17 protein-coding genes and 1 pseudogene are annotated in these 24690 nt (G+C 37.8%); 5 read left to right on the plus strand and 13 right to left on the minus strand.

Annotated elements, in window-relative coordinates; translation table 11 throughout:
* Positions 1-12: 12 nt before the first annotated feature.
* From C558_RS0111450 to C558_RS0111495, 10 genes and pseudogenes are all read right to left on the minus strand, one after another.
* A complete protein-coding gene (locus tag C558_RS0111450; RefSeq protein ID WP_018756412.1) occupies positions 13-2301 on the minus strand; it encodes a hypothetical protein in 2289 nt (762 codons plus the stop codon).
* 35 nt (positions 2302-2336) lie between these two features.
* Complete coding sequence (locus C558_RS0111455; RefSeq protein WP_018756413.1) at positions 2337-3044, minus strand: TadE/TadG family type IV pilus assembly protein; 708 nt, start codon at positions 3042-3044, stop codon at positions 2337-2339.
* A complete protein-coding gene (locus tag C558_RS0111460; protein ID WP_018756414.1) occupies positions 3045-3233 on the minus strand; it encodes a Flp1 family type IVb pilin in 189 nt (62 codons plus the stop codon). It abuts the gene before it with no gap.
* A 36-nt stretch (positions 3234-3269) separates the two neighbouring features.
* The gene (locus C558_RS0111465; RefSeq protein WP_018756415.1) at positions 3270-4148 is read right to left on the minus strand and encodes a type II secretion system F family protein; all 879 of its coding nucleotides are present in this window, start codon (positions 4146-4148) and stop codon (positions 3270-3272) included.
* 36 nt (positions 4149-4184) lie between these two features.
* Positions 4185-5075: a type II secretion system F family protein gene (locus C558_RS0111470; protein WP_018756416.1), complete on the minus strand. Its 891-nt coding sequence runs from the start codon at positions 5073-5075 to the stop codon at positions 4185-4187.
* Positions 5072-5485: pseudogene (locus tag C558_RS0111475) on the minus strand (ATPase, T2SS/T4P/T4SS family); the annotation flags it as partial. The gene C558_RS0111470 and the pseudogene C558_RS0111475, both read right to left, overlap by 4 nt.
* A 398-nt stretch (positions 5486-5883) precedes the next feature.
* Positions 5884-6321, minus strand: a complete 438-nt coding sequence (locus C558_RS0111480; RefSeq protein WP_018756418.1) for a hypothetical protein — start codon at positions 6319-6321, stop codon at positions 5884-5886.
* 16 nt (positions 6322-6337) lie between these two features.
* On the minus strand, positions 6338-12607 hold the full coding sequence (locus C558_RS30875; RefSeq protein ID WP_018756419.1) for a polymorphic toxin-type HINT domain-containing protein: 6270 nt from the start codon (positions 12605-12607) through the stop codon (positions 6338-6340).
* An 88-nt stretch (positions 12608-12695) separates the two neighbouring features.
* Positions 12696-14381: a hypothetical protein gene (locus C558_RS0111490; protein ID WP_018756420.1), complete on the minus strand. Its 1686-nt coding sequence runs from the start codon at positions 14379-14381 to the stop codon at positions 12696-12698.
* A 305-nt stretch (positions 14382-14686) separates the two neighbouring features.
* Complete coding sequence (locus C558_RS0111495; protein ID WP_156826066.1) at positions 14687-16570, minus strand: recombinase family protein; 1884 nt, start codon at positions 16568-16570, stop codon at positions 14687-14689.
* Positions 16571-16901: 331 nt separating this feature from the next.
* Between C558_RS0111495 and C558_RS0111500 the strand changes: the two genes are divergently transcribed.
* Both C558_RS0111500 and C558_RS0111505 read left to right on the plus strand, forming a co-directional pair.
* Positions 16902-17690: a Cthe_2314 family HEPN domain-containing protein gene (locus C558_RS0111500; protein WP_211220752.1), complete on the plus strand. Its 789-nt coding sequence runs from the start codon at positions 16902-16904 to the stop codon at positions 17688-17690.
* 47 nt (positions 17691-17737) lie between these two features.
* Positions 17738-18367: a hypothetical protein gene (locus C558_RS0111505; protein ID WP_018756423.1), complete on the plus strand. Its 630-nt coding sequence runs from the start codon at positions 17738-17740 to the stop codon at positions 18365-18367.
* 89 nt (positions 18368-18456) lie between these two features.
* Here C558_RS0111505 and C558_RS0111510 read toward each other — a convergent pair whose 3' ends face one another.
* The 3 genes from C558_RS0111510 to C558_RS0111520 form a co-directional block, all read right to left on the minus strand.
* Positions 18457-19281 (minus strand): tyrosine-type recombinase/integrase, encoded by an 825-nt coding sequence (locus C558_RS0111510; protein WP_040674871.1) that lies wholly within the window; start codon positions 19279-19281, stop codon positions 18457-18459.
* Positions 19282-19785: 504 nt separating this feature from the next.
* Entirely contained in the window at positions 19786-19950 is a 165-nt protein-coding gene (locus C558_RS33755) for a hypothetical protein (RefSeq protein ID WP_018756425.1), read from the minus strand.
* An 837-nt stretch (positions 19951-20787) separates the two neighbouring features.
* A complete protein-coding gene (locus tag C558_RS0111520; RefSeq protein ID WP_018756426.1) occupies positions 20788-22305 on the minus strand; it encodes a DEAD/DEAH box helicase family protein in 1518 nt (505 codons plus the stop codon).
* 618 nt (positions 22306-22923) lie between these two features.
* Between C558_RS0111520 and C558_RS35195 the strand changes: the two genes are divergently transcribed.
* The 3 genes from C558_RS35195 to C558_RS0111535 all read left to right on the plus strand — a co-directional run bounded on the left by C558_RS35195 (position 22924) and on the right by C558_RS0111535 (position 24646).
* Positions 22924-23007: a hypothetical protein gene (locus C558_RS35195; RefSeq protein WP_425413926.1), complete on the plus strand. Its 84-nt coding sequence runs from the start codon at positions 22924-22926 to the stop codon at positions 23005-23007.
* Positions 23008-23090: 83 nt separating this feature from the next.
* Positions 23091-23768 (plus strand): helix-turn-helix domain-containing protein, encoded by a 678-nt coding sequence (locus C558_RS0111530; RefSeq protein WP_018756428.1) that lies wholly within the window; start codon positions 23091-23093, stop codon positions 23766-23768.
* Positions 23769-23773: 5 nt separating this feature from the next.
* The gene (locus tag C558_RS0111535; protein ID WP_245583789.1) at positions 23774-24646 is read left to right on the plus strand and encodes an IS3 family transposase; all 873 of its coding nucleotides are present in this window, start codon (positions 23774-23776) and stop codon (positions 24644-24646) included.
* Positions 24647-24690: the final 44 nt, after the last annotated feature.

Genomic DNA, 24690 nt, shown 5'->3' on the forward strand with positions numbered 1-24690 from the left:
TTGAACTACCTATTAGTAGGTAAAGGCTGCTTTTTTGGTTACAAAGTAGCGACTCCCCTCCACTTCCCCTTGGGAGATAAACTGTGTTAATCGCAACGTTTTCATGACTCCGGGTAGGAACCACAGCCGTATGGACGCCCTTACATCCCCTTCGATTGTCGTCACTCTCTCGTTCGGATTGATTTTCGTATTGAATTGAATGACGGCCAGCATACGGGACATCATTGCTTCGTTCCGGCTGTGCAGCATGAGGAACATCCGGAGATAGTCTTTATATGTCAGACGGACAGGTACATATTTGGACATTTCGATATCCCCGTGATTCACCAATTCGAGCATATCCTGAATCGCATGTTCGACCCCATAGAGAATTGCTGCTGCTAGAATCAGAAGCGGATTACCCATCCGGCTGCATTCCACAAGTCCTTCCATTGTTCGAATCGCAAGTCGCACACTGAAAATTTCACCATAGGAAGCCGCTAGATTACTACCTGGGTGATGAAATCCATAGAGGATATATTCCAGCTCTTGGCTCGGCACTTGCAGCGCATCCACCAATTGATCACTCATATTTTTCGAGGTGAAGAGGTCTTTCAGCTTCTCAGGCTCAAATCTTGTAAACCGATTCACCGCATACTCATTCCGATAGAATTCATCACGCATACCAATCAACATGCCCGCCATTCCGCCATATAAGTCATCCATCATCGACATGGAATCCTTGCTCGCATCTTCGGGTTGATCATTTAGATTGGATTGACTTGCTTCCTGTTCCGCACGAGCATTGAAATTCAGGTTATCATCGTAAAATTGCCGTAACTGATTGAATTGCTCTTGCCCCTTCTGTGCTCCTGCTCCTACTTCTTTCAGCTTCTTCAGAAGACCAACTACTTCACCCAGCTTCGCCTTGGACTTCGCTTCCGCCTTCTTCCGCTCGGCATCCGAACTGCGGTAGGCCTGAATAGCTGCCTCCCTTGCTTGCAGGACATTAACACCACCATGCCTCACATAGGCATTCAAATAGTCATTAATCGCTTGGCTCAGTCGTATTACTGCTTGCTTCAGTGGATAGGCGCTTCCTGTAGTACTTGGCACAGCCGACGATACGATAGAATCAAAATCCTGACTTACTCGTTCAAAACGTTCAAAAGCTTGGATCTGACCTTGAACTTCACGTTCAAATTGCTGAATGAATTCATCCGGTAGAATCAATTGATCCACCTGATTACGTATGTCTTCGATCGCCGTTGCAGTGTCACCCGGAAGTTCTGAAAGCCCGCCACTCGGTGTGCGACCATTCTCTACCTGATCGTAAGCCTCTTTGTTCTGCGCTCTTGCTTCGGCAATGGTTCGCTTCATTTGTTCATTAAGTGCCCTGATTTCTGCAAATTTCGGAAGCACAGCTTGCAGCTTTTCTCGATGCTGCCGCTGTACACGATCCACAAGCTCTTTAAAATCACGCTGGAACGAGCGAACATCTTCCTCATACCCTGAAGTCTCATCCGAATACGCCGGCGATTCATCTTCATCTCTCATCGAATCCGCATATTTCATCCGAACATAGTCTTCATATTGCGCGGCAATATCGACAGCTCGACTGATTGTTCCTACCATTGTATTTGCAATGCTGTACTGACCATTGCCTCCAACATAGCGGTCATCAAAATTGGTACGGGATATTTGCTCGCTAGCCCGCTGCTGCGCTTGAAGTACCTCATCCATCAGCTTCTCTCGCTTCTCATATTGCCTCTGGAGCGATACGAGTAAATCTGTCGTGCGTGACGCTTCCTTCATCTGCTGCGACATCGGCTTCAATCGATTAATGATTTCAAGGGTAAAGTCAATCGGCGCCTTGTATTTCATATCCTCCTGGATCTGATGCTCAAATACGGGATAGCGCCCTAACTGATTACTGCCCTCGATACTCTGTGTATCTGGAACAATATCTAATAGTCGAACAGCTGACCCTTTGAGGGATTGTATCCCGGTTGCCTGTTTCAACGAATCGGCGAGCAATGCATTAGAATCTGTTCCACCTTGCGCGAATAAACCGTATTTTTCTTGTAAAATCGGATCATAACTTGACATCACTGAACGCATACCCGACTTCGCCAGCTGTTCTGTCTGGAATTGAAAAGCTGCGATTCGGGCGTAATCTATAAAAACCGCAATAAACATAAAAATAATGGCCACAATCATAATGAGAAATACCGTTACAGCTCCATGCTGCTGATCCTGCAGCTCCCGAAAGGGGAGCAAAATGCTCAAGCGGTTGTTGTTCTTACGTCGCTGCTTGCGCATGTCTCTCCCCCTCATTTCCACAAATGACAAGCAATTTATTTCTTACCTTTACTTCGCTGCTGCTCAAGCACTTCCCGTGCTTGCTCTTGGGTTACGGGCGATCCGCCTCCACTTCCCGCATTCTTGAACTTCGCACCGTAATAGCGAACCAGCTCAACAGTTCGAATAAATTCAACGGGGTCGACAACGGAACTGCTAACCTGCGTCTGCAAAGAGACTTGTCTGCCCATCATCCATTCTAGCGGCTTAAATCGGAGCGGATTCAGAACATCTACCGTCACCGAACGTCTCCAGCCTTGGTTCTGATACTGCATCGTCCCTCGGATCGTTGCTGGAACCGCGACAGATGCGCCCGCCATCTTACGCGTAGGCAAACTGCTCACCTCACTCCCTGAACGATGAAGTTCATAGGAAGTTCCTTGTGCCTGCCCCGTTAACCCAAATAGAACATCCAGGGTCTGATCATCCGTAAGCCGCCAATACAAGCCATCAAATTGACCATATTGGAAGGCGCCTGTCGCTGCTTCTTTCGAAGAATTGTCCCAGTTATACGCCGTTCGTTCCACGGACACCGATCCAATATAGACGAGGACGACTTTCTGATAGGTATAGAGACAGAAGAATAGCAGTCCAATAATGATCATGAATATAAACGGGAACAACATCGACGCCTCGACGGTGAAGCTGCCATCTTCCTGTCTTAACTTGTTAATTTGCCGTCTAAAGTTACGCATCATATCCATTTATTTCTGATACAGCTTATCCGTTTCGTCCATCGTTTTCCCCATCAACGTATCAATCAGTTCCGATATCTTATCTTTAAAAATAAGAACAATGACTACGAGCACAGCAATAATAAAGATGATCTCTACCGTCCCAAGACCTTCTTCCTCTTTCCAGACCGCCTTTAGCGATTTTCCTACATTCAACATCCCTCAACACTCCTTATCGTTATTAATCCCTTACACTCATGCACTCATCATCATGAAGATCGGGGTACATACCAATACCAGCAACAGAAAAAATACAACAACCATCGGGAACACTAGCTTAGATGAGGCCTCCTCCCCGCGCACGCGGCTTACTGCTTTGCGTTTCTCCCATAGGATTCGGGACAAATCGCGCAAGGCAACGACAAATTCACCCCCTCCTCTTCGATAGTTGAGCATAATGGTGGTCGTGAAGATCGAGACTTCCTGCAAGGCGCATCGCTTGCTGAACTGTTCAAAGGATTGCTGGAAGGAATACCCCCCGCTCCATTCATGGATCATCTGAATCAATTCTTTGTATAGCGGATGCGATGTTTGCGACCTCTTGCGATCCACACATAATGTGAGCGCTCGTTGAACCGTCTCCCCCGCATCTACCAGCAAGATCATCTGATTCAAGAACTCCGGCAATTCCAGCAAAATCTCATGTTCCCTGTTCTTCACACGCTTGTCCAATTCTTTCAATTGAGCCAAGGGCAGCAGAACCGCGAGCATCAGTCCTACGCCAAACCCAGCTAAGCCACCATCCGTCAGCATGGGGAGCAGACAGGCGAATATAAGCATGAAGAAGGCATAGTTCAGAATCTCCGCCATGAACAACGTACTATACAAGGCCGATACCTGACTTCCATACAACACCTGCATAGCGCGTTGAATACGGTAAAATATCGCTGGAATGCGCTCGATCCATCGGATCTCTTCCAGTAAATAAAGCATTGGAGATGCAACTTGCAGTAGCTTCATATTCGGAACAGACGCAGGAATTCTTTCTTTGAACCGCCCCCCTGCGCGTAGCGCGCACACGCCCCAGCTAAGAAACAGCAGCAACGCAATCATTCCCCATCCTAGGGTCGGCATTTCCATTCAACCTCCTTTACCAGGGGAAATATCATGTCATACACGTATATCCATAATCTTCAGAATCCAAGCACTACAAGCCACTAATCCCACCAGAACAAAAGTTGATACAACGAATCCAAACCCTTGATACATCGGTTGCATGAACTCGGGAGCGCTCATATTCAAGAAAGCGAGGAACCCCACCGGAGCCAGCATAATAATCTTGGATTCGAATTTCTTCTGGGCTACCATCACCGCAATCTCTTGTTTCACGTCCATCTTCTCCCCAATCAAATTCGACGTTCGGCGCACAACCTCAACGAGATCGCCACCTGTACGTTTGCAAGCAGAGAACACTTCGGCAAAATTCGTAATATCTTCAATGCCCGCCCGCTGGCTTAAATCAAGTAAAGCCTGCTCAATCGGCTCCCCATTCTCCAAGCGTGAACGGATAATGCGGAATTCCCGGATCAAATCGGTATTCGCATCGGGATACAAAAGCTGTAAGTCTTGAATCACCTCATGAAAGCTATTCTCGACGGATCTTCCTGCAGCAAGAGATGATGAAATCGAGTACAAAGCCTGCTTAAATTGCAGACTAAGCTCGGTTCTACGCCTTAGTAACAAGGCTTCACGCCGGAATTTGGGATATAGCGCACCTGCGCCAAAGCACAGGATTGCAGCTACGAGATTGTGATAGAACAAGTAACCTACGATACCGAAGATCAATCCTGCCGCAACAAACGCCGTCAGCCATTGTATCCGAGACAGCTTGTACGCCGTGTAGATCGTTAATCCTTCAGGCATTTGCCTATCAATCTGCACGGAGGGCACTTCCGGATCAACACCGGCAACCTTCAACCGTCGTCTTCGCATCCGCTCCTGTACAACGAAAAACCCGCCTGTCGCTATCGCAGCTACCAACGCCAAAACAAGTACGTTCATCCATCTCCCCCTCTACCTTTTAGTTGATCGTCTTCGTTCAGCAGGCCTGCCATCTGAAGCTTGCTCATATCCTGTAATCCATGTCCTGTCGCACGCAGTTCACCTTTTACTTGACCGGCCTCTTCCCCCTCTTCTTGGAATCGGAATAATGGTCGTAGTACCACCTCCCCCTCCTCAAGTCCTATCACTTCGCTAATTTCAATCACATGTCTGGATCGATCACGAAGACGAGAAAGGTGGACAATAATATCGATCGCAGAACAAATCTGCTGACGGACTACCTCTATTGGTAGCGGCGCACCACTAAGCACCATCGTCTCCAAGCGGCTAATCATATCCTGTGGGCCATTGCTGTGCCCGGTGGATAGGGAGCCATCGTGGCCAGTATTCATCGCCTGTAGCATATCTATAAATAGGTATTAAAAATATCGTTGTTTTAGAATCAATTCATCGCCGCCATACATCAGTAGGTTTGTAGATTACATATAAAAAACACATGGAGGTGCAATTCATGACCTTATCTACAGAAATAATTTACTTTTTAAAAACAGCAAGAAAACAATAGTAAAGTATTTGAATCTTAAACCTGAGATATCTTATGGTTTCGGGGCCTTACGAAGTAGAAGGATTGACTTAAAGGGTTATATTAATCAGCACTTTACTTGTGCGTATAATCATACTAGGGATATTTCATACAGGGATAACGAGAGTTATGATTGGGCTTATCCGCCTTATCCACTCGGCACTGGGTGGGGGTAAAAGAAAAGAACCAAGAAGACAAAATCTTCTAGGTTCTTAATTGTTTTTTTTACAAATCCTTCTTGTTTATAAATTCAGCTTCTATTACTTCATAATTTTTATTAACAGGATTACCACCGTACCTCTGAAGGATTTTGGTTATGACATTATAAAAAGCAAATTCAGGGGTCGCTCCTTTAGAAGAGTACTCATACTCTTGGTTATCGGTAACAATTACCTTATATCCCATTCCCGAATAAGATAAGTTGAATTTGGTATCATTTTCTTCTAACCAAGAGATTAAATCAAGTAAACTCGGAATCCATGTACCTTCCTTGTATATCTCTTCCTCACAGAGAAAATTTCCCGAAGGCAAGATTCTTCCACCTACCACCCATGTTGAGTTTTGATAATCATAAATGTCTTGTGGATACACTGAATCTGCATAATCGGGTCTTTTGAATCCTAAATTAAACAACTTTACTGCTTCTGTTTTCGATAAGGACATATCATCACACCCAGACCTACTTTATTTTGATAACTGTACCAGTTGAACTCTTATGTTTTCCAACAATAAAGTTACCGTATTCGTCGGCGTCAGAAACCCAATTGAGTTCTTTTCCACCTTTTGCTTCTTTAAATACTTTAAAAGCAGAATCAGCATGACCAGTCGTGTCTTTAGCCCACCACATTCCTGTTTTCGGGTCACGATATGCTGAAACAGTACTTCCATTAAATTTATAATCTATTTTCTTATCAGCACCAGTCTTTATATCCCATTTTGTAGTTGTATTAGGTGTACTACAAGCGTTATGCGTCCAAATACCAAGGTTGGATACAAAGTACGTATGGAAGTCCTTTACCTTAAAGTTGTAGACTGTCCTATGTTCCTTCTTAACTTCAATCTTCTCGATGGCTAATTCTTTGCCATCTGAAGTTGTCAGAACATCGCCCACCACAAGGTCTTTGGACTTCACCCAATCCTTGCCAACAATCCAGAACGGATGCTCATCAGTTGTCGTTATGACTTCGCCGCCAACAGTAATATTATACGTTTCTTCAACATCGCGATGGAAGAGCCATTCAACTTCCTTGTAAGCTATCTCTCCTGTATCATCGTCTTTAGCTAGGACTTTATCCCCTACCTCGATTTCCTCGATAGGTTTCTCCCCTTCGTCTGTCATTACTTTAGTACCAGCTATGAAACACTGGCATTCATTTTGTCTTTTGAGAGAATTTGAACCAGATTTAATACTAGTTACTCCTTCAACTAATGCAATCCCTAAAATAATCGTATCTATATTCTCTACATCGTATTTTAATACAACATCACCCATCGCTTGCTTATACTTAATATTACCTTTATTGTTTGCTGTCATAAAACTTTTGTGATCAAATTGATACTGGTACATGTAAAAGCTATAATCAATTTCGGAATTAGATTTCATTCTTCTGATATTATTCTTATCTAAATAATATCCCGAATCCCCACCAACTCCACTACTTAATATTAGAAAATGTCCACTAGGATCAAAATATATGAGCGGGTTGTTACTCACATACGTATATAAATTCAAACTTAATGGATTATTTTGTTCCCCTTCATACGTATCCTCATTAATAAACCTTCCAATACTCGGATCGTACCATCTTGCTCGTAAATATTGTAATTGGGTCGTATCATCCCATAACTCACCAGAATATCTAAATGGATTGTGAACCTGTTCTGTCTGGTTGATTGGTTTTCCCCAAATATCATAACTATACTGATTTAAGATATTACCTGCTTCATCACGCAATTCAACAATATCGCCATGCCCATTTGTTAGAACAAAAGCTCTACTACCATTTGCATATTCTATAGACTCTAGTTTATTTCCTCTAACATAGTGTGCTTTAAGTTGTGGCCTACCGTTTACAACAGTTGCTTCAGCGATGATTTGTTGACCATCATAATAATAACGTGTCGTTATTCCATTCTCTATACGCTCAACAAGTAGATCATCTCCATCGTAACGATATTGTACCAGTTTGCCGTCAATTTTCACGCTTGTTAGCCGGTCTGTGGAATCGAAAGCATTCTCCACCGATGCTAGACTCAATACTTCATTCGATGATTTTAACTCTGATCTGTTACCGCGCAGATCATACGTATATTTCATGTCATACGATAATGATTCAATGCGATTTAATACATCATAAGTAAAGCTCTTTGCTTGTCCAGTCTGGCTTTGATACACTATATTCTTATTCGAATCGTATTTATACTCGTAATTATTAATTGAGTTATTATTCAAACTTTCTGATAACCTAACAAGCGATTTCCCATCATATTGATTCTTCGAAATTAGACCAGTAGATGTGTTTGTTTCTTTTAACAATCCATTTAGGTAATATGAATACTGAACATCTGTCTTAGTTTCCATATTTCCTACACTCTTCAAACGATTCATATTATCATATGCATAGTAGATATTCTTACCGAATGGATCCGTCATCTGAATCCGATTACCATTGGTATCGTACGTCATTGATAACTGTAGCCCATCAGGATACGTCTTAGTTAGGAGTTGTTCTGTTTCTGGATCATACTTATAACTTGTAACCCCTGTTCCATCCGTCATACTAATACGTTTACCACCTGCATCATAAGAATAACTCGTTTCATCATCAGAACTTATTCTTGATACCAGACGATTGCGTTTATCATAATCAAACGTAACCTGCTTCCCATTGCGGTCTATTCTCTTGACGAGATTATCGTTCGCATCATAATATTTACGCTCAGCTTGATTTGTTTCATCAATAATGCGGATTACACGACCAAGCTCATCATATTCTTTGGTCTTCAATTTCCCATCTGGGAATTGAGTCTTTTGTAAATTTCCCATCATATCGTAACTATAACGAGTTACTTCATTCTTTGCATTTGTTACAGCCGTTAATTGACCCAAAATATCATATCCATACTTTGTGCTTTGTTGCTTGGCATCTAGTTCTTCAATGAGCTTTCCTGTTATTGGATTATAAACATACTTCGCTTCTTGCGTTGAGGTAGTACTTCCTGATGTTTTTTCATCAATCCTATCAAGACGGCCAAACTTATCATAAGTTTCGATCACCATGTTACCTTCAGCATCCGTACTTGACTTTTGTCGAGTTGAATCGAGATACTGAAATCTTGATTCTGAGCCCTCTGCATTCACTGTTGATTGAATTCGTCCCCACGCATCATAACGATTCTGAGTTAAATTGGACAGCGCATCTTCAGTAGAAATTACGCGTCCAAATGCATCGTAATTATACTTCGCCTTCTTCTCATAACTAGATCCCTTAAAAATACCTTCTTCGGTCTTCCAGCCTAGGGCATTCCAGCGAGTTTGACTCTTGCTTCCAACCTCATTAGTCACAGTTGTCGTATTTAATTTATCATCATACTCAGCTTTTATTGACTCACCTGCTGGATAAGTGACTTGACGTATTCTGCCTAAGTTGTCATATTGGTAGCTTGTTCGAGAACCTTTCCCATCAATCATCCCTGTAACGAGCCCCGTTAATGACTCATACTCATTTTCGAGCGAGACTAGACTCTTTGTTCCCTCAGCATTACTAACCATTACTGATTGTTTCGTTGGGAATGCTGAAGCACTTGCACTATTATACTCGGTGTTAACTGTTATCGTCTGTGAACCATTAACAATAGACCTTGATGTTACATTGCCATACGTATCAATCGAATTATTGTTTACTTGTTGTAACAATTCTCCCGAAGCATTATTCTTCTTAACTGTAGTCCGCGTGACATCACCAGCAATATTCCTAATCATTTCAGTATAAATGAATTGATTCGTGTCAACTTGTTCCAGTGAGTTTGCAAGGAGATGATTTCCAGAATCATAGTTAAAAGTACTTACTGCTCCATTGCTATCTACTCGTCTCGTCACATTACCATGATCATCATATTCAGTCGTTACTGTTAATTTATCAGATGTTAGGTTGTCACTCGTAGTTACGCTAGTTGGAGATGTTGAATTATATGAGCGACTACCCACTTTCTTATTATAGGAATACTCAGTAGTTTTGATCGTACTACCAGCTTTCACCTCTGTATTATCTAGATAAAACTGTGAAGCCGTATTATTGTCAATATAATCCTTGCGGTATTTAAATGTATTTTGAATCAAACCGTCATCTATCGTTGTAGAGAAGCTCATATCTTGATCATACGAGCTTCCAAAGAAGCTATTATTGTAATTCATTGACTGACGGTTATACGGTAAGACGCTTCCGTTCGTATAGCTAACCTCATCCCAACGAGAGGAAATGCGATAGACTTCATTATAAGACTCTGAACCCATATAGTTTTTTTGAGGTGATTTTTCATAATCATATAATGTAGTTGCTCCTGTTGGATGTTGAATCTTAGTAATTAAAGCATATGGATTATTAGCTGCACGTTCAGGGTAAGCTCCTAATAAGTTAAAACGTGCATTTGCTTTCAAATAATAATAAGTCGTCTTACGTCCTTCGGCATCTGTAACTGAATCTAAAAATTCTACACCGTCCACAATTCGTTTCGTATATGTAATCGTCTGTTTTCCATTTGTAACTATAACTTGGGAAGGAGTGTACGCGATTCTAATTGTATTGCCAATACTATCTTTAATTTGTGTAAGTAATTTACTATTATAAGTTGAACTTTGCTCATACAAGAAATGAATTTTATTGTTATATGGATCCGAAATTTGAATTAATCGTCCATCACTTGTAAACCATTGTTTCAACCTACTGTCAATTGAAGTCAATACATAATTTGATTGTTCACCATTTACATTCAGAGTTGAATCTATTGTTAATGTTGGACTTTCCCACTCATATCCTTTTAATTTCGTTCCCTCGATTTGATAACGCCCACCATCCATCATATTTATATACTGTTTGCCCTTTTCTGACTCCATATATGGCAGCTTCCAGCGCCAACCTTTTCCGATTGGGGCTATTTTTTCGAACTGAGGGGTTTTGGTAGTGTTACTGTAGGTATATCCATAACCAGTATACGCAACATAGCCTTTAATTACTGGGTTTGGATTCGATGAAATATAATATACCTTGCTATCTTGCACACCTAAGCGTGCTCCCTGATTATTCATAATAAAATTTTTTAGATTCGATATTTCATTATAATCATATGAAGCCTCAGAATTTAGCTGAACATTTACGCCAGGTCCAGTTTGCTCTATTTTCGACTCAACTATAAATGGTTTCTGGTTCGTATAAGCAAATCTCCAACTACCTTTATTCGAACCATACGAAATCCAATTATCATATCTTGTGTCTGTTGAATATCCAGGTTTTGTAATAGTCCCTATGTAACCTTGACGCCATGTTCTTGTATCTGGAGATGCGGGCTTAGTTACAGTGCCTGAATAATTAGCTTTATACTCTTTGGTACATACATATCCAGCTGATTTCAGATCCGGAGAAGAACAAGCTTTCACTATATCCGTTGTCGTTCTATTTAAAGTCCCTGAGTATCCTCCATTAGTATATTGTAAAGAATCTGGGCAGGTATTCCCGCTTCCCGTTCTACTCCATACTCCTTTGGAATCATATTTTCCGGGTATTCTATTGGTACAGCTACCAGGCTCAGTCTTAGAATGAGCAGGAGTATAGGACCCTGAAATAATTTTCGATCCTCCATCTTTGTATAACCTACCAACAAATTGATTCTTATCATAATTTATATAATCCGGAAAACTATCTGTACTTTTTTCTAATTTTTCCTTGTGGTCATATTCAGATACCGCTGGATAATGGTATAATACAGGTTCATTTGCAGCTTTAATTGCCTGGTCTTTTATGTTATAGACTCCGACTGTTCGTTCATAAGTCTCATAAACTGGAGACGACGAAGAGTCAACTATACCATCATTATTCATATCATCCTGAATATACTTCACTTCGTTATACTTAACTGTGTATTGTGGAATTAGTGTTTTGGCTACGGCACTGTACTCAACGTAATATTTATAAATATCATATGGGAAAGATTCTTCTCTATAATCCATATCATAGAATTGAGCATCTCTAGTGCTATATTGTCGTGTCAATGAAAATCCTAGCCCATTCCTGCCAGGAAGTTTGATCTCGGTATTCTGAAGTGATAGCTCTCCAGTCATACTAGAAATTGACTCATTATTATTTCCAATAGCATATGGAGCTTGGCTGAATGAATCTTTCTGGTATACGGGCGCTTTTTCCAATACTGGAGGTGGTGTTACCCCCAGAAAATTCATTCGTGTCATCTGCCCCACATAAACTTCGTCGGTTACAGAAGATTCATTATTACTACTATGATTTTTTTCATCATAAACTTGGCCTGTCACCGTTGCACTGCTACTCTCAATAAAACTCATTTTTTGTAAAATAGAGTTATTTATATCACCATACACCTGACCAGGTACACCTTGTGAAGTGTCCATTTCGTACACTTCACCTGTAACACTTTGAGATCTGTTCATTTCTGTTGCAAATAGTTTTTTCAATGCCTCTTCGTAACTGATATTCATACGCTCTGCATGATAAAGAATTTTATATATATCACTTAAATTGTGACCTGCATCAAGTTGTTCCTGAATAAATTCTTCTGTTACTGAAAACCGATCCAATATAGACTCAATTGTAATTTGTGAGATCTCTTCATTAGCAGATACTTGTCCTAGATTATAGCCAATCAGTTCAATATTAAGCGTAAGTATTAATAGTAAGACAACTATCTTTCTGATTAGTTTCATAAATAATAACTCCCTTAAAAGGATGATTTACAAGCAACAACAAGGAAATAAATGTGTTTCTTATAATTTTTATTTAAGTCATTAGTTCCTATGGTGTAATAATTTTCAAAAGATTCCCGTTTTTATCGTATTGATAAATTTTCAAAACTTGTCCAGAAGGAGTCGTGACATTACTCAATCGTCCTGATTGATCATAATTGTACTTAAGCTCCCCCTTGTAAAAGGTTATTACATTTGATGGGTTAGACTCATTACCATCAGCATCATAAGCCTTTACTGATAACTTATATAAATTATTATTTGGTAATAGGTTTACTGGATAGGAATTCGTATTTCCAGGAACACTAGCTATAACAAATTGGGTTCCATTATAAATATGATACCATTCGACACCAAAGTTATCTGTTGATCCCGACCAGCTTAGTGTTGTTAGAGTACTCGATATTGCAAAATTGGTAGGTGCTGTAGGAGCTTGGTTATCAATTGGACTATCTACATAATCAATTGTATAATCAATTGTTGCATACTCAGTTGCTGCTGCTAAATTCGGAGAATATGCTGCGGCGCCATAAATTACACCTGACCATAAGCTCCTAAGATCCTGTCCGCGAACATTAAGTATCCCCTTCTGTGTTGATCCAACATATATAACGTTTCTCCCGTCTTTACCCGGTTTCGGAGAAGTGTAACCGAAATTCGCCTCATTTCCGTACTCCTCTTTAGTTAAATAAATCTCAACAGGCTGGAATAGCATTTCTGGATCATTATCGCCAAGATAGCTTTCTACGTACATTTGTTGGATTTGATTAACATTAAGGTCGGGGAAATCTACGTATACTTTATTTGATGTCCCAGGTTTATATATTCCTCCGTCAATAGTTACAGATGGGTCAACAGTTATTGGGTATGTTAATCCTGTTGTATCAAACTCAAGATCAATATATAATAAGCCCTCATTTTCATTCCTTAATAATTGTTTTACATCCCGCTTAATACCATTAGCATCAATCAAAAAAGCAGGAGCAATTTTCATCTTTCCTGATACTAGTCTGTCTGATAACTGACCTTTAACTTGAAAAGAAAATTTTCTCGGAGCATTTATCGACTTTAAAATGATATCTTCTTTTATTCCATTTGGTAAAACTTTAAGTTGAATGTCAGAGTCTTTCCAGACATCTTGATAACTAATTTTATCCCGATCTACCGAACCAATGACATCAGTAGCTCCAATAGGAATGAAAGTCAACTGGATGTTATCTTTCCCAATTAAATATCCTTTCTTAACACTCTTAGAAACCTCCAAATAAAATGGTACTTGAGCTGCAGTATAGGTATTGACCGCTGAATCTTTCTTTGTATTTTTCATCTGATTACTCTTTATTTTTTTTATATTTACTGCCGTTTCACTTGACATGACTATATCAGATGTCAACAAATCATTTGTATCTAATAGAGATGTGTTTATATCCAAAAAATTACCATTATTATCAAGATAGTGCATTGGCATTGAAGAATAAGTTTTCCGAGAATGACCGTTACTTAATCGGTATTGTTTTGAATTGCTAGTACGTTTACTAACTATTTCAGTTGCTTCTTCACCACTTTTACCTTTCCCAATATTGATACATTTACTGAGATCTACAGTACATGTTTCTGTTTTTCCATTAATCTGCTGCGAATACTCCACTTTACTCGCCTTCAACTCGTTAGGTATGAGAGATAGTGAAAACAAGATTACTAGCAACATCAAACTAACTTTTTTGGGATTCTTCATTGTTTAAATACCCACTTTCTCTTTTTGAAATAATCGACAAATATTTACACTTAGATCATTATAAAGATCCCAATCTATAACTACTATCGCTAAAAATGTCGTTTTTTATCGTTTTATCTATAGTATTTGTAAATGGCTCTGTAAGAATTATACAGAGCTTAACAACATGCTTTCTTTATAGTGGCATGACGTGATACGCACAAACCACCACAGCTTTGTTATACTTCAATAAAAAATCTAATTAACTATCATACCAATCCATGAAATCAGCCTAAAATAATACAAAAAAATAGACCTTCTCAGGTCTACTTAATTGGAAGAAGAGTCCATGGATCTATATACTCATCATCACCAACTTTAAAATATTTACTTGTATATTCATAAGACAAATCCCCCACGGATTGACCCATATACTTCCAATGTATCTCTTTGGGTTCTGGTAAATGAACATACCCCATCATAGCGCCATAATTTAGATCGAGATCATTTGTTGTAAAAACAATCTTATCAATTATTTTCCTAAGGGTAGCATTACTTAAATTTTTAGTATCTATTTTTTTTAGGCCTTCAACAAAATCATTAAACTGTGCAACAAGTCTACACTTTTCCAAATCAATGTTTTTCAATTGCTCTAGTTCATTCTTTAAGATACTCATTTGATTGTTTAGTTTCCTTGAACGTTCAGCAAATTCTGTTTCTTCGATATATCCTTTAGAAAGTACATATAGATTTGTATCCGATTGCTCTTTTAATTCTGATAATTTTTCATTAAGATTACGAATCTTACTTTCATTATCGCCGTCAGAGTCAAACTGTAGTTTTATCATTTTTTCGATAATGTCTTTATGCTGAAAATCATTTAATTTGAAGGTTTCAATTTCTTGCTTTACCCATTCAATTAATTCTTCATCCTTTTGAAGGTTTCGATATTTACATCGACCATCTTTATCATTACTTGAACAGAACCAATAATGATGTATTCTACCACTGGTACTTTTCTGCTTTTTAAATCTAAGTGGGGAGTGACAATTTCCACATCTTAATAAATTGCTAAATAGATGAGCTCCGCTATATCTTTGACTTGCCCTGTCGATACCTACTCTAACTTTCCGTTCTAGCTCATTCCCCAATTCGTCTTCTTCTGTAATGATCTTATATTTGAAGTCACCGAACATTTTTAAACGTTCTTCCTTTAATTCCTGAACTTTATCAAATGTTTCTGGATCGATCATTAACAAAGACGTATCTTCAAATACAATTTGTTCTTCTACTGGTACATTGACAATAATATTTTGTTGGGGATCTCGCTTATATGTCCTATGTTGCCAAACCGTTCCTTTATATATTGGATTTTTAAGCATCTTACCAATAATACTTTGATCCCACTTGTTCGAATTTCTTTTTCTGGGTACATCTTTAGAATTTAAGTATTTTGCAATTTTACTTAATCCCCATCCTTTATTTAAATATGCATCGAATATTTCCTTTACAATGCCTGCTTCTGATTCATTGATCACTAATCGGCCTTTTACAAATTGTCTAACACCATCTATTTCTAATACACCTGTGTAAATATCGTATCCGAATGGCTCTCTACCACTCCAAACCCCTTTTTCAGCGGCAGTCATCTTTCCCTTTTGAACACTTGCGCTTTTTAGGCGTGATTCTTCTTGGGCAAGTCCCATAAATATATGAATTTTGAAATCGTCATTTCGATCAAGAGTGTTTGCGTTAATATCTTCAAAATAAACACCAACATTATTCCTTCTTAAATCATTGATTGTGGTGATGATATCCTCTACATTCCTACCAAATCGACTTATTGAGCGCGTATAAATCATATCAAATTTTTTCAATCGGGCATCATTTATCATTTTCATAAAGGCTTTACGGTACTTTTTCGATTTATATCCTGATATACCCTCGTCAATATAATATCCACCTCTTGGTACTAACACACCTTCGCGATTAAAAAACGCCCCACAATTAGGATTCATTTTTAAGTTATTGCTTTTAAAATAGTCCTTCCAGTAATCTTCCTGATTGTCTAGTGCCGATAACTGTTGATTACTATCTGTAGATACACGTCCATAAAATGTACAGAACATGTCATTGTCACCACCAAAGTTAAAGTCATTTATATAATATGGTAATACTATCATGTATACTTTTGAAATGATATTAAACAATCCATATGGATATTTTCATATGACTTCTTATAACCAATTGTTCCAGGCCTGGGGTTAAATTTTCAATCCACAATCACGACACCAGAACTTTGCCATGCTGTAGTGTATAATTGTAGTAGTGTTTTATCGTTAGTGTTTTGTAGTTAGTGTTTTGTAGTTAGTATAATGCTTGTGCCACAACTACGAATCTGTAGTACATTATTTAGTGGAAGTTGTATTGCTGTTAGATCAATCGAATATATACTGACATGGTGTGGAAGTTGAAGTGCTAGGGGCATATAAAACAACATATTAAGCATGTAATGTTTTAAATACCCCCCATTATCATTAAGTGCATGAAGTGACTATTTTAAATGAGAAGGGTGAGAAGTTGGAGGAGCTATATAGTTTGATATACCCAGATTTTGGAGACCTAAATCGAATAAATAGTCATTTAAGGATACCCAAGAAAAAAAACAGATTAGAACATCACATGGGGTATCAACTAAGTGTTTGGTTTGAATCTTTCTATGAAAAAGTATGGCAAGCAGAGATAAGTCTTGTGAATATGCTACATATTCTTGATCAAGGGATTAACGATGAAAATTGGTTTAATAAAACCAGAGGAGGCTTCCAACTATTTACCCAATTCGAAGAGAAAGATCACTTTTTAAAAAGTTATTATGACAATTATAGTGATATATTTCTTTATAAAGTTTCGTCTGCTCTAGACATTTTGGCAAATATCGGATGCATAATGTATGACTGGAACATTCCTAAACCTTCATTCGAGAAATGTTGGAAAATTGAAAGAAATCAACAACAGGTTCAAAAATCTAATCCTGAATTGTATTCTAAATTAAATAAAATAATTGAGAAATCCATTTACCAAAAATTTAGGGAACTTAGAAATGATTATACGCACAACTTTCCGCCATCCACACCCACTTCAGGAGTAATTCGTTATCAAGATGGAAAAGGTCCAATTAGCGAATTAGGTGGAGTTAAGTACAGGGTTACTACATCTTTTTCTGGAGAAAATATTATTTACATTACGTCTAATGAAATGAAGAACCTTTGTATAGATATATGGGATATGCTCATAGAAATCATAGATATTGTTGATGATCACATGATTTAATTTCGAATGAAAGACGTGTTTCATTATAAACTATGAGGAGATGAAATATGATCAGAATGGGGTTAGCTGAGAACGGAGCCGATTCATTAAAGGCAGCTTATTTAATCATGGAAAAACTCTCAACCTTAGAAGAGGGACTAGCTCATAATTTAAAAGACGCAGTGATCTCTCTAAATCATGGAATAGAGATTCTCTTCAAATTAATACTTAAAAACTATGAAGAGTATTTAATTTTCGCTGATATAGATAAATATATGATAGCTAAGAAGGCAATGCTGGAGAAAGGGAAGGATAATGTACTGGAAGTTAACCCACTCCTTAAAACTGTAACTTTAAACGAAGCAATTAGACGAGTCAAATATTTATGTAATTATGATATCTCAAGTGACTTTGAGGTAGCAATAAGTTATCTAAATAAGATTAGAAACCAGTTTATGCACTATGAGATTAATTTGTCAGATGGAGAAATGCTTGAATTATTAGTTAAAATGAGAATCGCATATGATTTAAGCTATGATTTTTTTATAACTTATATTGAAGACTTATACTCTATACTTGAGGACGCAAGATATGAAATTACAATCGATGATTATTCTGACGAAATAGCAGAAATGCATAGAAGCATGATGGAAGATTCGACGTATGAAGAATACAGGGAAAATAAGTTTGATTATTAAATGAAATGCAGTTTTCATCGCCTTTATTTCAATGATATTGAAAAGAGAGGAAAAATAAAAAGCCCGTATTGGGCTTAGATAGTTACGTATTATGAGAATGCTTTTTCAATAGCTGCTATCTTCTCCATTTCATCCGGCTTGGAATAACGACGAGTAACGTTAACGTCTCTATGTCCTGCTAGTTCCGCAACTGTAGATATATCATTTCCTGACTTGACTAATTGTCTAACAAAGGTATGCCGTAAAGCATGTGGATGTGTGCCGTATTTACTTAACATATGCTGAATAGTACGAACTGATATACGCTTACGTTCGTTGCTAAGAAATAGTGCAATATCATTGTCTGTACGAGTGTCCAGATAGCGGGTAAGATGATATCTTACATCAACAGCCAGTGGAACAACCCTAGACTCTCCACCTTTACTATATCTAACAGTTAGGTTACCACTTCTTTCATAAATAACAATATCTGATATATCTAATGCCACTAATTCAGAAACCCTTAGACCACAATGGACTAGAGTATAAATGATAGCTATATCTCTTAAATTTCTATCTTTCTCAACATCACGAAGCAGTGCCTTTCTTTCTAGTTCTCCCAATGACTTAGGCGCTGTTTGCGTCTGTCTTTGTGGTTTAGTTCTCTTAATCCGGTCAACAATGTCATGATGATCAGTGTACCGAGCATATACACTCAAACAAGCAAATATCTTATCAATGGTTGATGCATTCTTACCATCTTGCTCAAGGGACTTAATATAAGACTGTACATCGTACCGAGTTAGGTCAGTGATGTCACCACCATTAGTATCTAACCATTCAACAAATGACATCATAATTCTTCTGTATGTACTTACAGTATTATCACTCTTACCTCTTGCTTCTTGGTCTTTTATAAATAAGTCTACTTCCACGCAACTTATTTTCAAGGTTACCACTCCCATAATCACGACTTCTACGACACATTATACGGTAATTATTGCGTGGAAGTCAACTTCTACGACACAATGCATTCTCATAAAATATGATATTTTGAAGCCTCTCCATCTTTTATGTGATCGTATCCAAAATCGTTATATCGGCCAAGTTTCGAAAATTATATAAATCCCTTTATTTTCTTTACTTTTTCGAATAAAACATGATTATCGTAAGGGATATCGGTGAATAAAGTTATGGTGTAAAAAGCCTTCTGTTTATACCATATTCTCCAATTATATTTCCTATCGTAAGTAATTCTCTAGATACTAAAAAACCCTTATATTTAAAAGGGTTTATCGGTATTTTTACACATTTTTCGATAATCTATCGTAAAGTAACAGCGGCACTCATGTAGATGTGTATAATTGTATACTTTATTGTTTACTATACTTTGCTTTAAATTGATTCATAGATTCCTCCGAGAGAGCCTCAAACATTTGCTATCGAACTCCTTGTTCATCTTTTGCGAAAACAAGATTAACACGCCATTTATATTTCTTATCATAATAACTTATTGTGTCTCTTCCATCCTCATTTTTTGAATATATGTATTTTTTACCTTTATGAATGACTTCATCCCCATCTTTAAATAGCTTCTCAGACATGAAATTCATCTCCTTTAGTTCGGTGTTTCAACCTTTTTAAATTGTTTTTTCTAGTATATTCAACCTATATATATTTATTACCTAAATGATAGATTTATAACCTGCTTCTTGTATTCAAAAAGTCCTCCTAAAAGCCAATATTAGAATATTGTTCTTTATGGTGACTTCTTCTGTCTTTGTATAAAAAAACAACCACCCGAAGGTAGGTTGAGTTAGATTTTAAATCATTTAATTTTAGAGAAGTCACTTTTTGCGATACGGATCATTTTTACCAACAACAGTAAGATCATCTTTATTTCTAACTGTATTTTTTAAAGCTTTTTCCCAAAGTTTCGCCCGATTGCCAATAGGGGATTTAACTGTCTCACGACAATCACCTCCAAGAATTATAACTCCTTATTTCACATTCTTCACGTCTTCGAACATTGCACTATCACCTCTCATAATATCTATTGTTTCAAATATATGAGATTGTATACAAAAAGGCCACCCTGCATGAGAGCGGCTTATAAAACACTATATCCAGTTTGATTATTTAATAGTTGCAATTCGTCCAATGACCAAGAAGCGTAGTGACTTGGGGCTTGGTGATTGCTCATGTCAGGATGTCCTTTATCCTGCACATGTATCCTTTGACTTTATTATTAGGTAAGTAATAAGGGGGAATGACCTCCACATTTGCAAAGAAAACCACTTCGCAAATTGTTCCTAGCCATTCATTCCCCCATCGCTGCTACCGCACCGATTCCCCCTTGCTGGCGTATTATATATTCTTACGGTTCTTTTTTTGTTGATAAGCTTATATATTAGCATTACACCAATTTTAGAACCAAGAGACTACAGAGTTGAAACAATCCAATATACTTTAAGTCTATTTTTGTTAACTGACCCATCTTCAAGTTTTCGTCTCTTATCCTTATCTGATTTTATTATATAATTTAAACCCTGTTCGCTTAACTTGTTATTTAAGGTTCCGATTGCTTTAATTAATCTCCCGTTACCCTTAGCAGCAATTTTATCTATTAATTCCTTTTGCTCGGCATTGAATAGCTTTATATTTACTAACTTACTAAGATACTTATCAAGATCATCTATTTTATAGTAGTCATCTAAATCATAAATTTCCTTCTTATTTAATAGGGTTTTTATAAATTGTTTATATCCGTCATTTTGCTTTCTCTCGCCTTTGAGCTCTCTCCGCTTATTGATGTCACGCTGTTCACTTAGCATGTAAGTGTATGTCTCATGATCTGATTTTACTTTTAAATATTTAGGAGTAGAAACTTTTTTATCGAAACCATGTCCTTTGTCCTGTACTACATCCATTACAATGTATTTAGATTTATTACCAAACTTACCAACGAGCTTTATATATAGTTCGCGTTCCCCGTCAATTATTGCTTGTGCCTGTGCTAATGTATTTTTTGTATCTGCGACAAACCCTGAAATAGCTCGATTGTCGTAGTTAGCTAATACAATATGCACATTATCGTCGCTGTTAAGCTTGCGCTTACGACCAATGCATTGCAACACAGAGTTTATATCATGGTAATCGCAAATGATAACTTTAATATCTTTATCTTTTAAATCAAACCCATTATCCAGAACCTTAGTCGTAAATAGCCATTTTCCACTAAACGTTATCTTGTCCTTATAAGTGATAATCGTATCATCTAAAAGAAGATTGGTATATTTACTTTGACTTTTGCTACACATAAAAGCTGAATTGGGATATTTCTTATAAAGATTGGCTGCTTGCTCTACGGACTTACAAAACCAAAGCACTTTATCGTTCTCTGCGGGGAATTTATCTTTTATGAATTGCTCTACGACCTCTATGTTTTTATAAAATGAGAGCGAAGCAATGTGACTAAAATCCCTTGGAAGTTTATACTCCCATACTTTCTGTTTAGTTAACTCATCACGAATATAAGAAAATAGAGTATCGCCAGTAGCACTCATAAGGATACGAATGTGACTGTTTAAACTTTTGATTATCTGCAAAGACACGTTACTATTTAAATTAAATGGACTATCCTCAGTAAAGTAATGGCACTCATCACAGACAATATATTTGAATCTGGTATAGTCAAAGCTATTATCATGTTCGATGGATTGGTAAGTTGCTGTCATAATTGTCATATTATTATGACGCTGTAATATATCATCAATCTGCTGCTTTAGCTCAATCCTATTGACGAGATATAAAATTTGAGAAAAATCAGATTCAGCCCATTTTGATAACTTATTCCTAATAAAATGTGATTTACCTGTCCCCGTACCAGAGTCAATAAATACTATATCGCCTGCTTGCCACTGTTTATATTCGTCTTTGATTTTATCTGATATGTACAATATTTATATCCCTTTCTTGTATCTAAACAACTCATGTAACCTATTCCAATTTCTTCAATGTTATAGGTTAATAAGCAGTTCTATAGTGTCATCGATTTTGGCAATACAATCTTCCAATTCAATATAGTGCACTGTTTCATAATTAGTCTGCATTGTTAGCTTTCACTCAAGCAGCAGTTATCAGCATCTTATTAATAGTGACTTCTAAATGTTCAAAGTCACCATCGTACAATTCGACAAATCTATCAAGATCCTTTTGAGTTTTTACTTGAGTCTTTAAAACTTTTATCAGATCTGGATCAACTTCACAGTATGATTCAGTCCAAGCATAAAAGTTATCAACTGAATCTTCCCAAGTGTATAGCAAAGATTGTTTTCCATGATGATTTATTTCCTCCCGAATATGTATCGGGTTTACTCAACCCAATTATATTTGTTATGAATTGAAAATTATATCTAAATATCTTCATCACTTTTTTTGATTGACAAGTAATTTTTTTTATGTATTTCTACTAAATCAGCAGCTAAATATATCTAATAATGTCGAATTATAAATATAAATGTCGAATATGTAGGTAATATTTAGATAAAAAGATAATAAATGTGTCAATATAGGTTATCAACAAAATATGTATTTTGTTTAATTGTAGAATTGAAGATATAGTTGAACATGTTAAAGAAGAACATGGACAAAGAACATAGAAAAAAGCATCCAGATTTGATATGCTCCCCCTACGGTAGACAGGTTAAAAAATAAAACCTGTTACTGTAAGGGGAGTTTTTTCGTGGTCAGGAAAAAATATAATGCACTAGAAAAACTCAAAATCATTGAAGAAGTTTCAAATGGAGAGATTGGTTTTCTAGCTGCTGCTAAAAAGTATGAGATTAACAAAACAACGTTAATGAAATGGCAACGACGCTACAAATTGTATGGTTATGAAGGGCTGGAGCGCCGTACCCATAACCGAAGTTATAGTGCTGAACTCAAGCTTCAAGCGGTGAGAGAACACCTTCAGGGCGAATTGTCTCAGTACCAGATCATCGATAAATATGAGATCTCCAGTACAAGACAGCTCTCCGACTGGATTAAGAAGTATAATGGTCATAGCAGCTTAAAAGCCTACAGAGGAGAAACAAAAGCTATGACAAAAGGTCGTTCTACAACGTGGCAGGAACGGATAGAGATTGTTCAGTATTGCCTGGTTAATCAGTATGACTACCAAAAGACGGCGGAACAATTTCAGGTTTCTTACCAGCAAGTATATCAATGGGTGAAGAAGTTCGAGGATCGTGGTCAGGATGCGTTAAAAGATGGCCGAGGCAGAAAGAAAGCACCTGAAGAGTTAATAGAGGCTGATCAACAGAAACTCAAGATGAAGCAAATGGAGTACGAAATTGAGCGCCTTCGGGCTGAGAATGCATTCTTAAAAAAGTTAGAGGAACTCGAAAGAAGGCGACGCTAGGTCATATACGACATGAAACGGTTTACCTTGCCATTGAAGCTCTTCACAAGGATGCATCAATGCGCATTCAGCTTCTCTGTGAAATTGCAGGGATTGCACGCTCTAGCTATTACAAGTGGCTAAATCGTAGACCCAGCTTTCATGAGCTAGAGAATGAGCAGTTGGCGCAGGTGATGCTGAACATCTATGAGAAAGTGGAGCGTACATTTGGATACCGTCAATTAACTCTACATATGCGCAAGCAAACCGGAAAAACGATCAACCATAAACGTGTGTACCGGCTGATGAAGCTAAGGGGGATTCAGTCTGTAATCCGCAGGAAAAGAGCGAAATATGTGCATTCCACTCCACAGCAAGTGGCAGAGAACCTGTTAAACCGTAAATTTGAGGCTTCAGCACCAAATGAGAAGTGGGTCACGGATGTGACCGAATTCAAATATGGACATGGTCAAAAAGCCTATTTAAGCGCTATTCTAGATCTCCATGATAAATCCGTCGTCTCCTTTGTATTGGGGCATTCCAATAACAATCCGCTGGTATTTCAGACGTTGGAGCAAGCTTTGCAAGCAGCTCCAGGAAGCAAACCTATGCTTCACAGTGATCGTGGATTTCAATACACATCGTTGGACTTTAAAAAGCTTTTGGACAAAAACGGGCTGTCTCAGAGCATGTCTCGAGTTGGTCGATGCATCGATAACGGCCCAATGGAATCCTTCTGGGGGACTCTAAAATGTGAGAAGTATTATTTACACACGTACGAATTCTTTGAGGATCTCAAGAAGGACGTCGAGACCTACATTCATTTTTACAATAACGAACGATTACAAGCAAAATTAAACGGCCTTAGTCCAATGGAATTCAGGAACAAGGCCGCTTAACTGTTTTTATTATTTGTACTGTCTACTTGACGGGGTGCAGTTCA

The sequence above is a fragment of the Paenibacillus terrigena DSM 21567 genome (assembly GCF_000374845.1).
Taxonomy (GTDB): domain Bacteria; phylum Bacillota; class Bacilli; order Paenibacillales; family Paenibacillaceae; genus Paenibacillus_K; species Paenibacillus_K terrigena.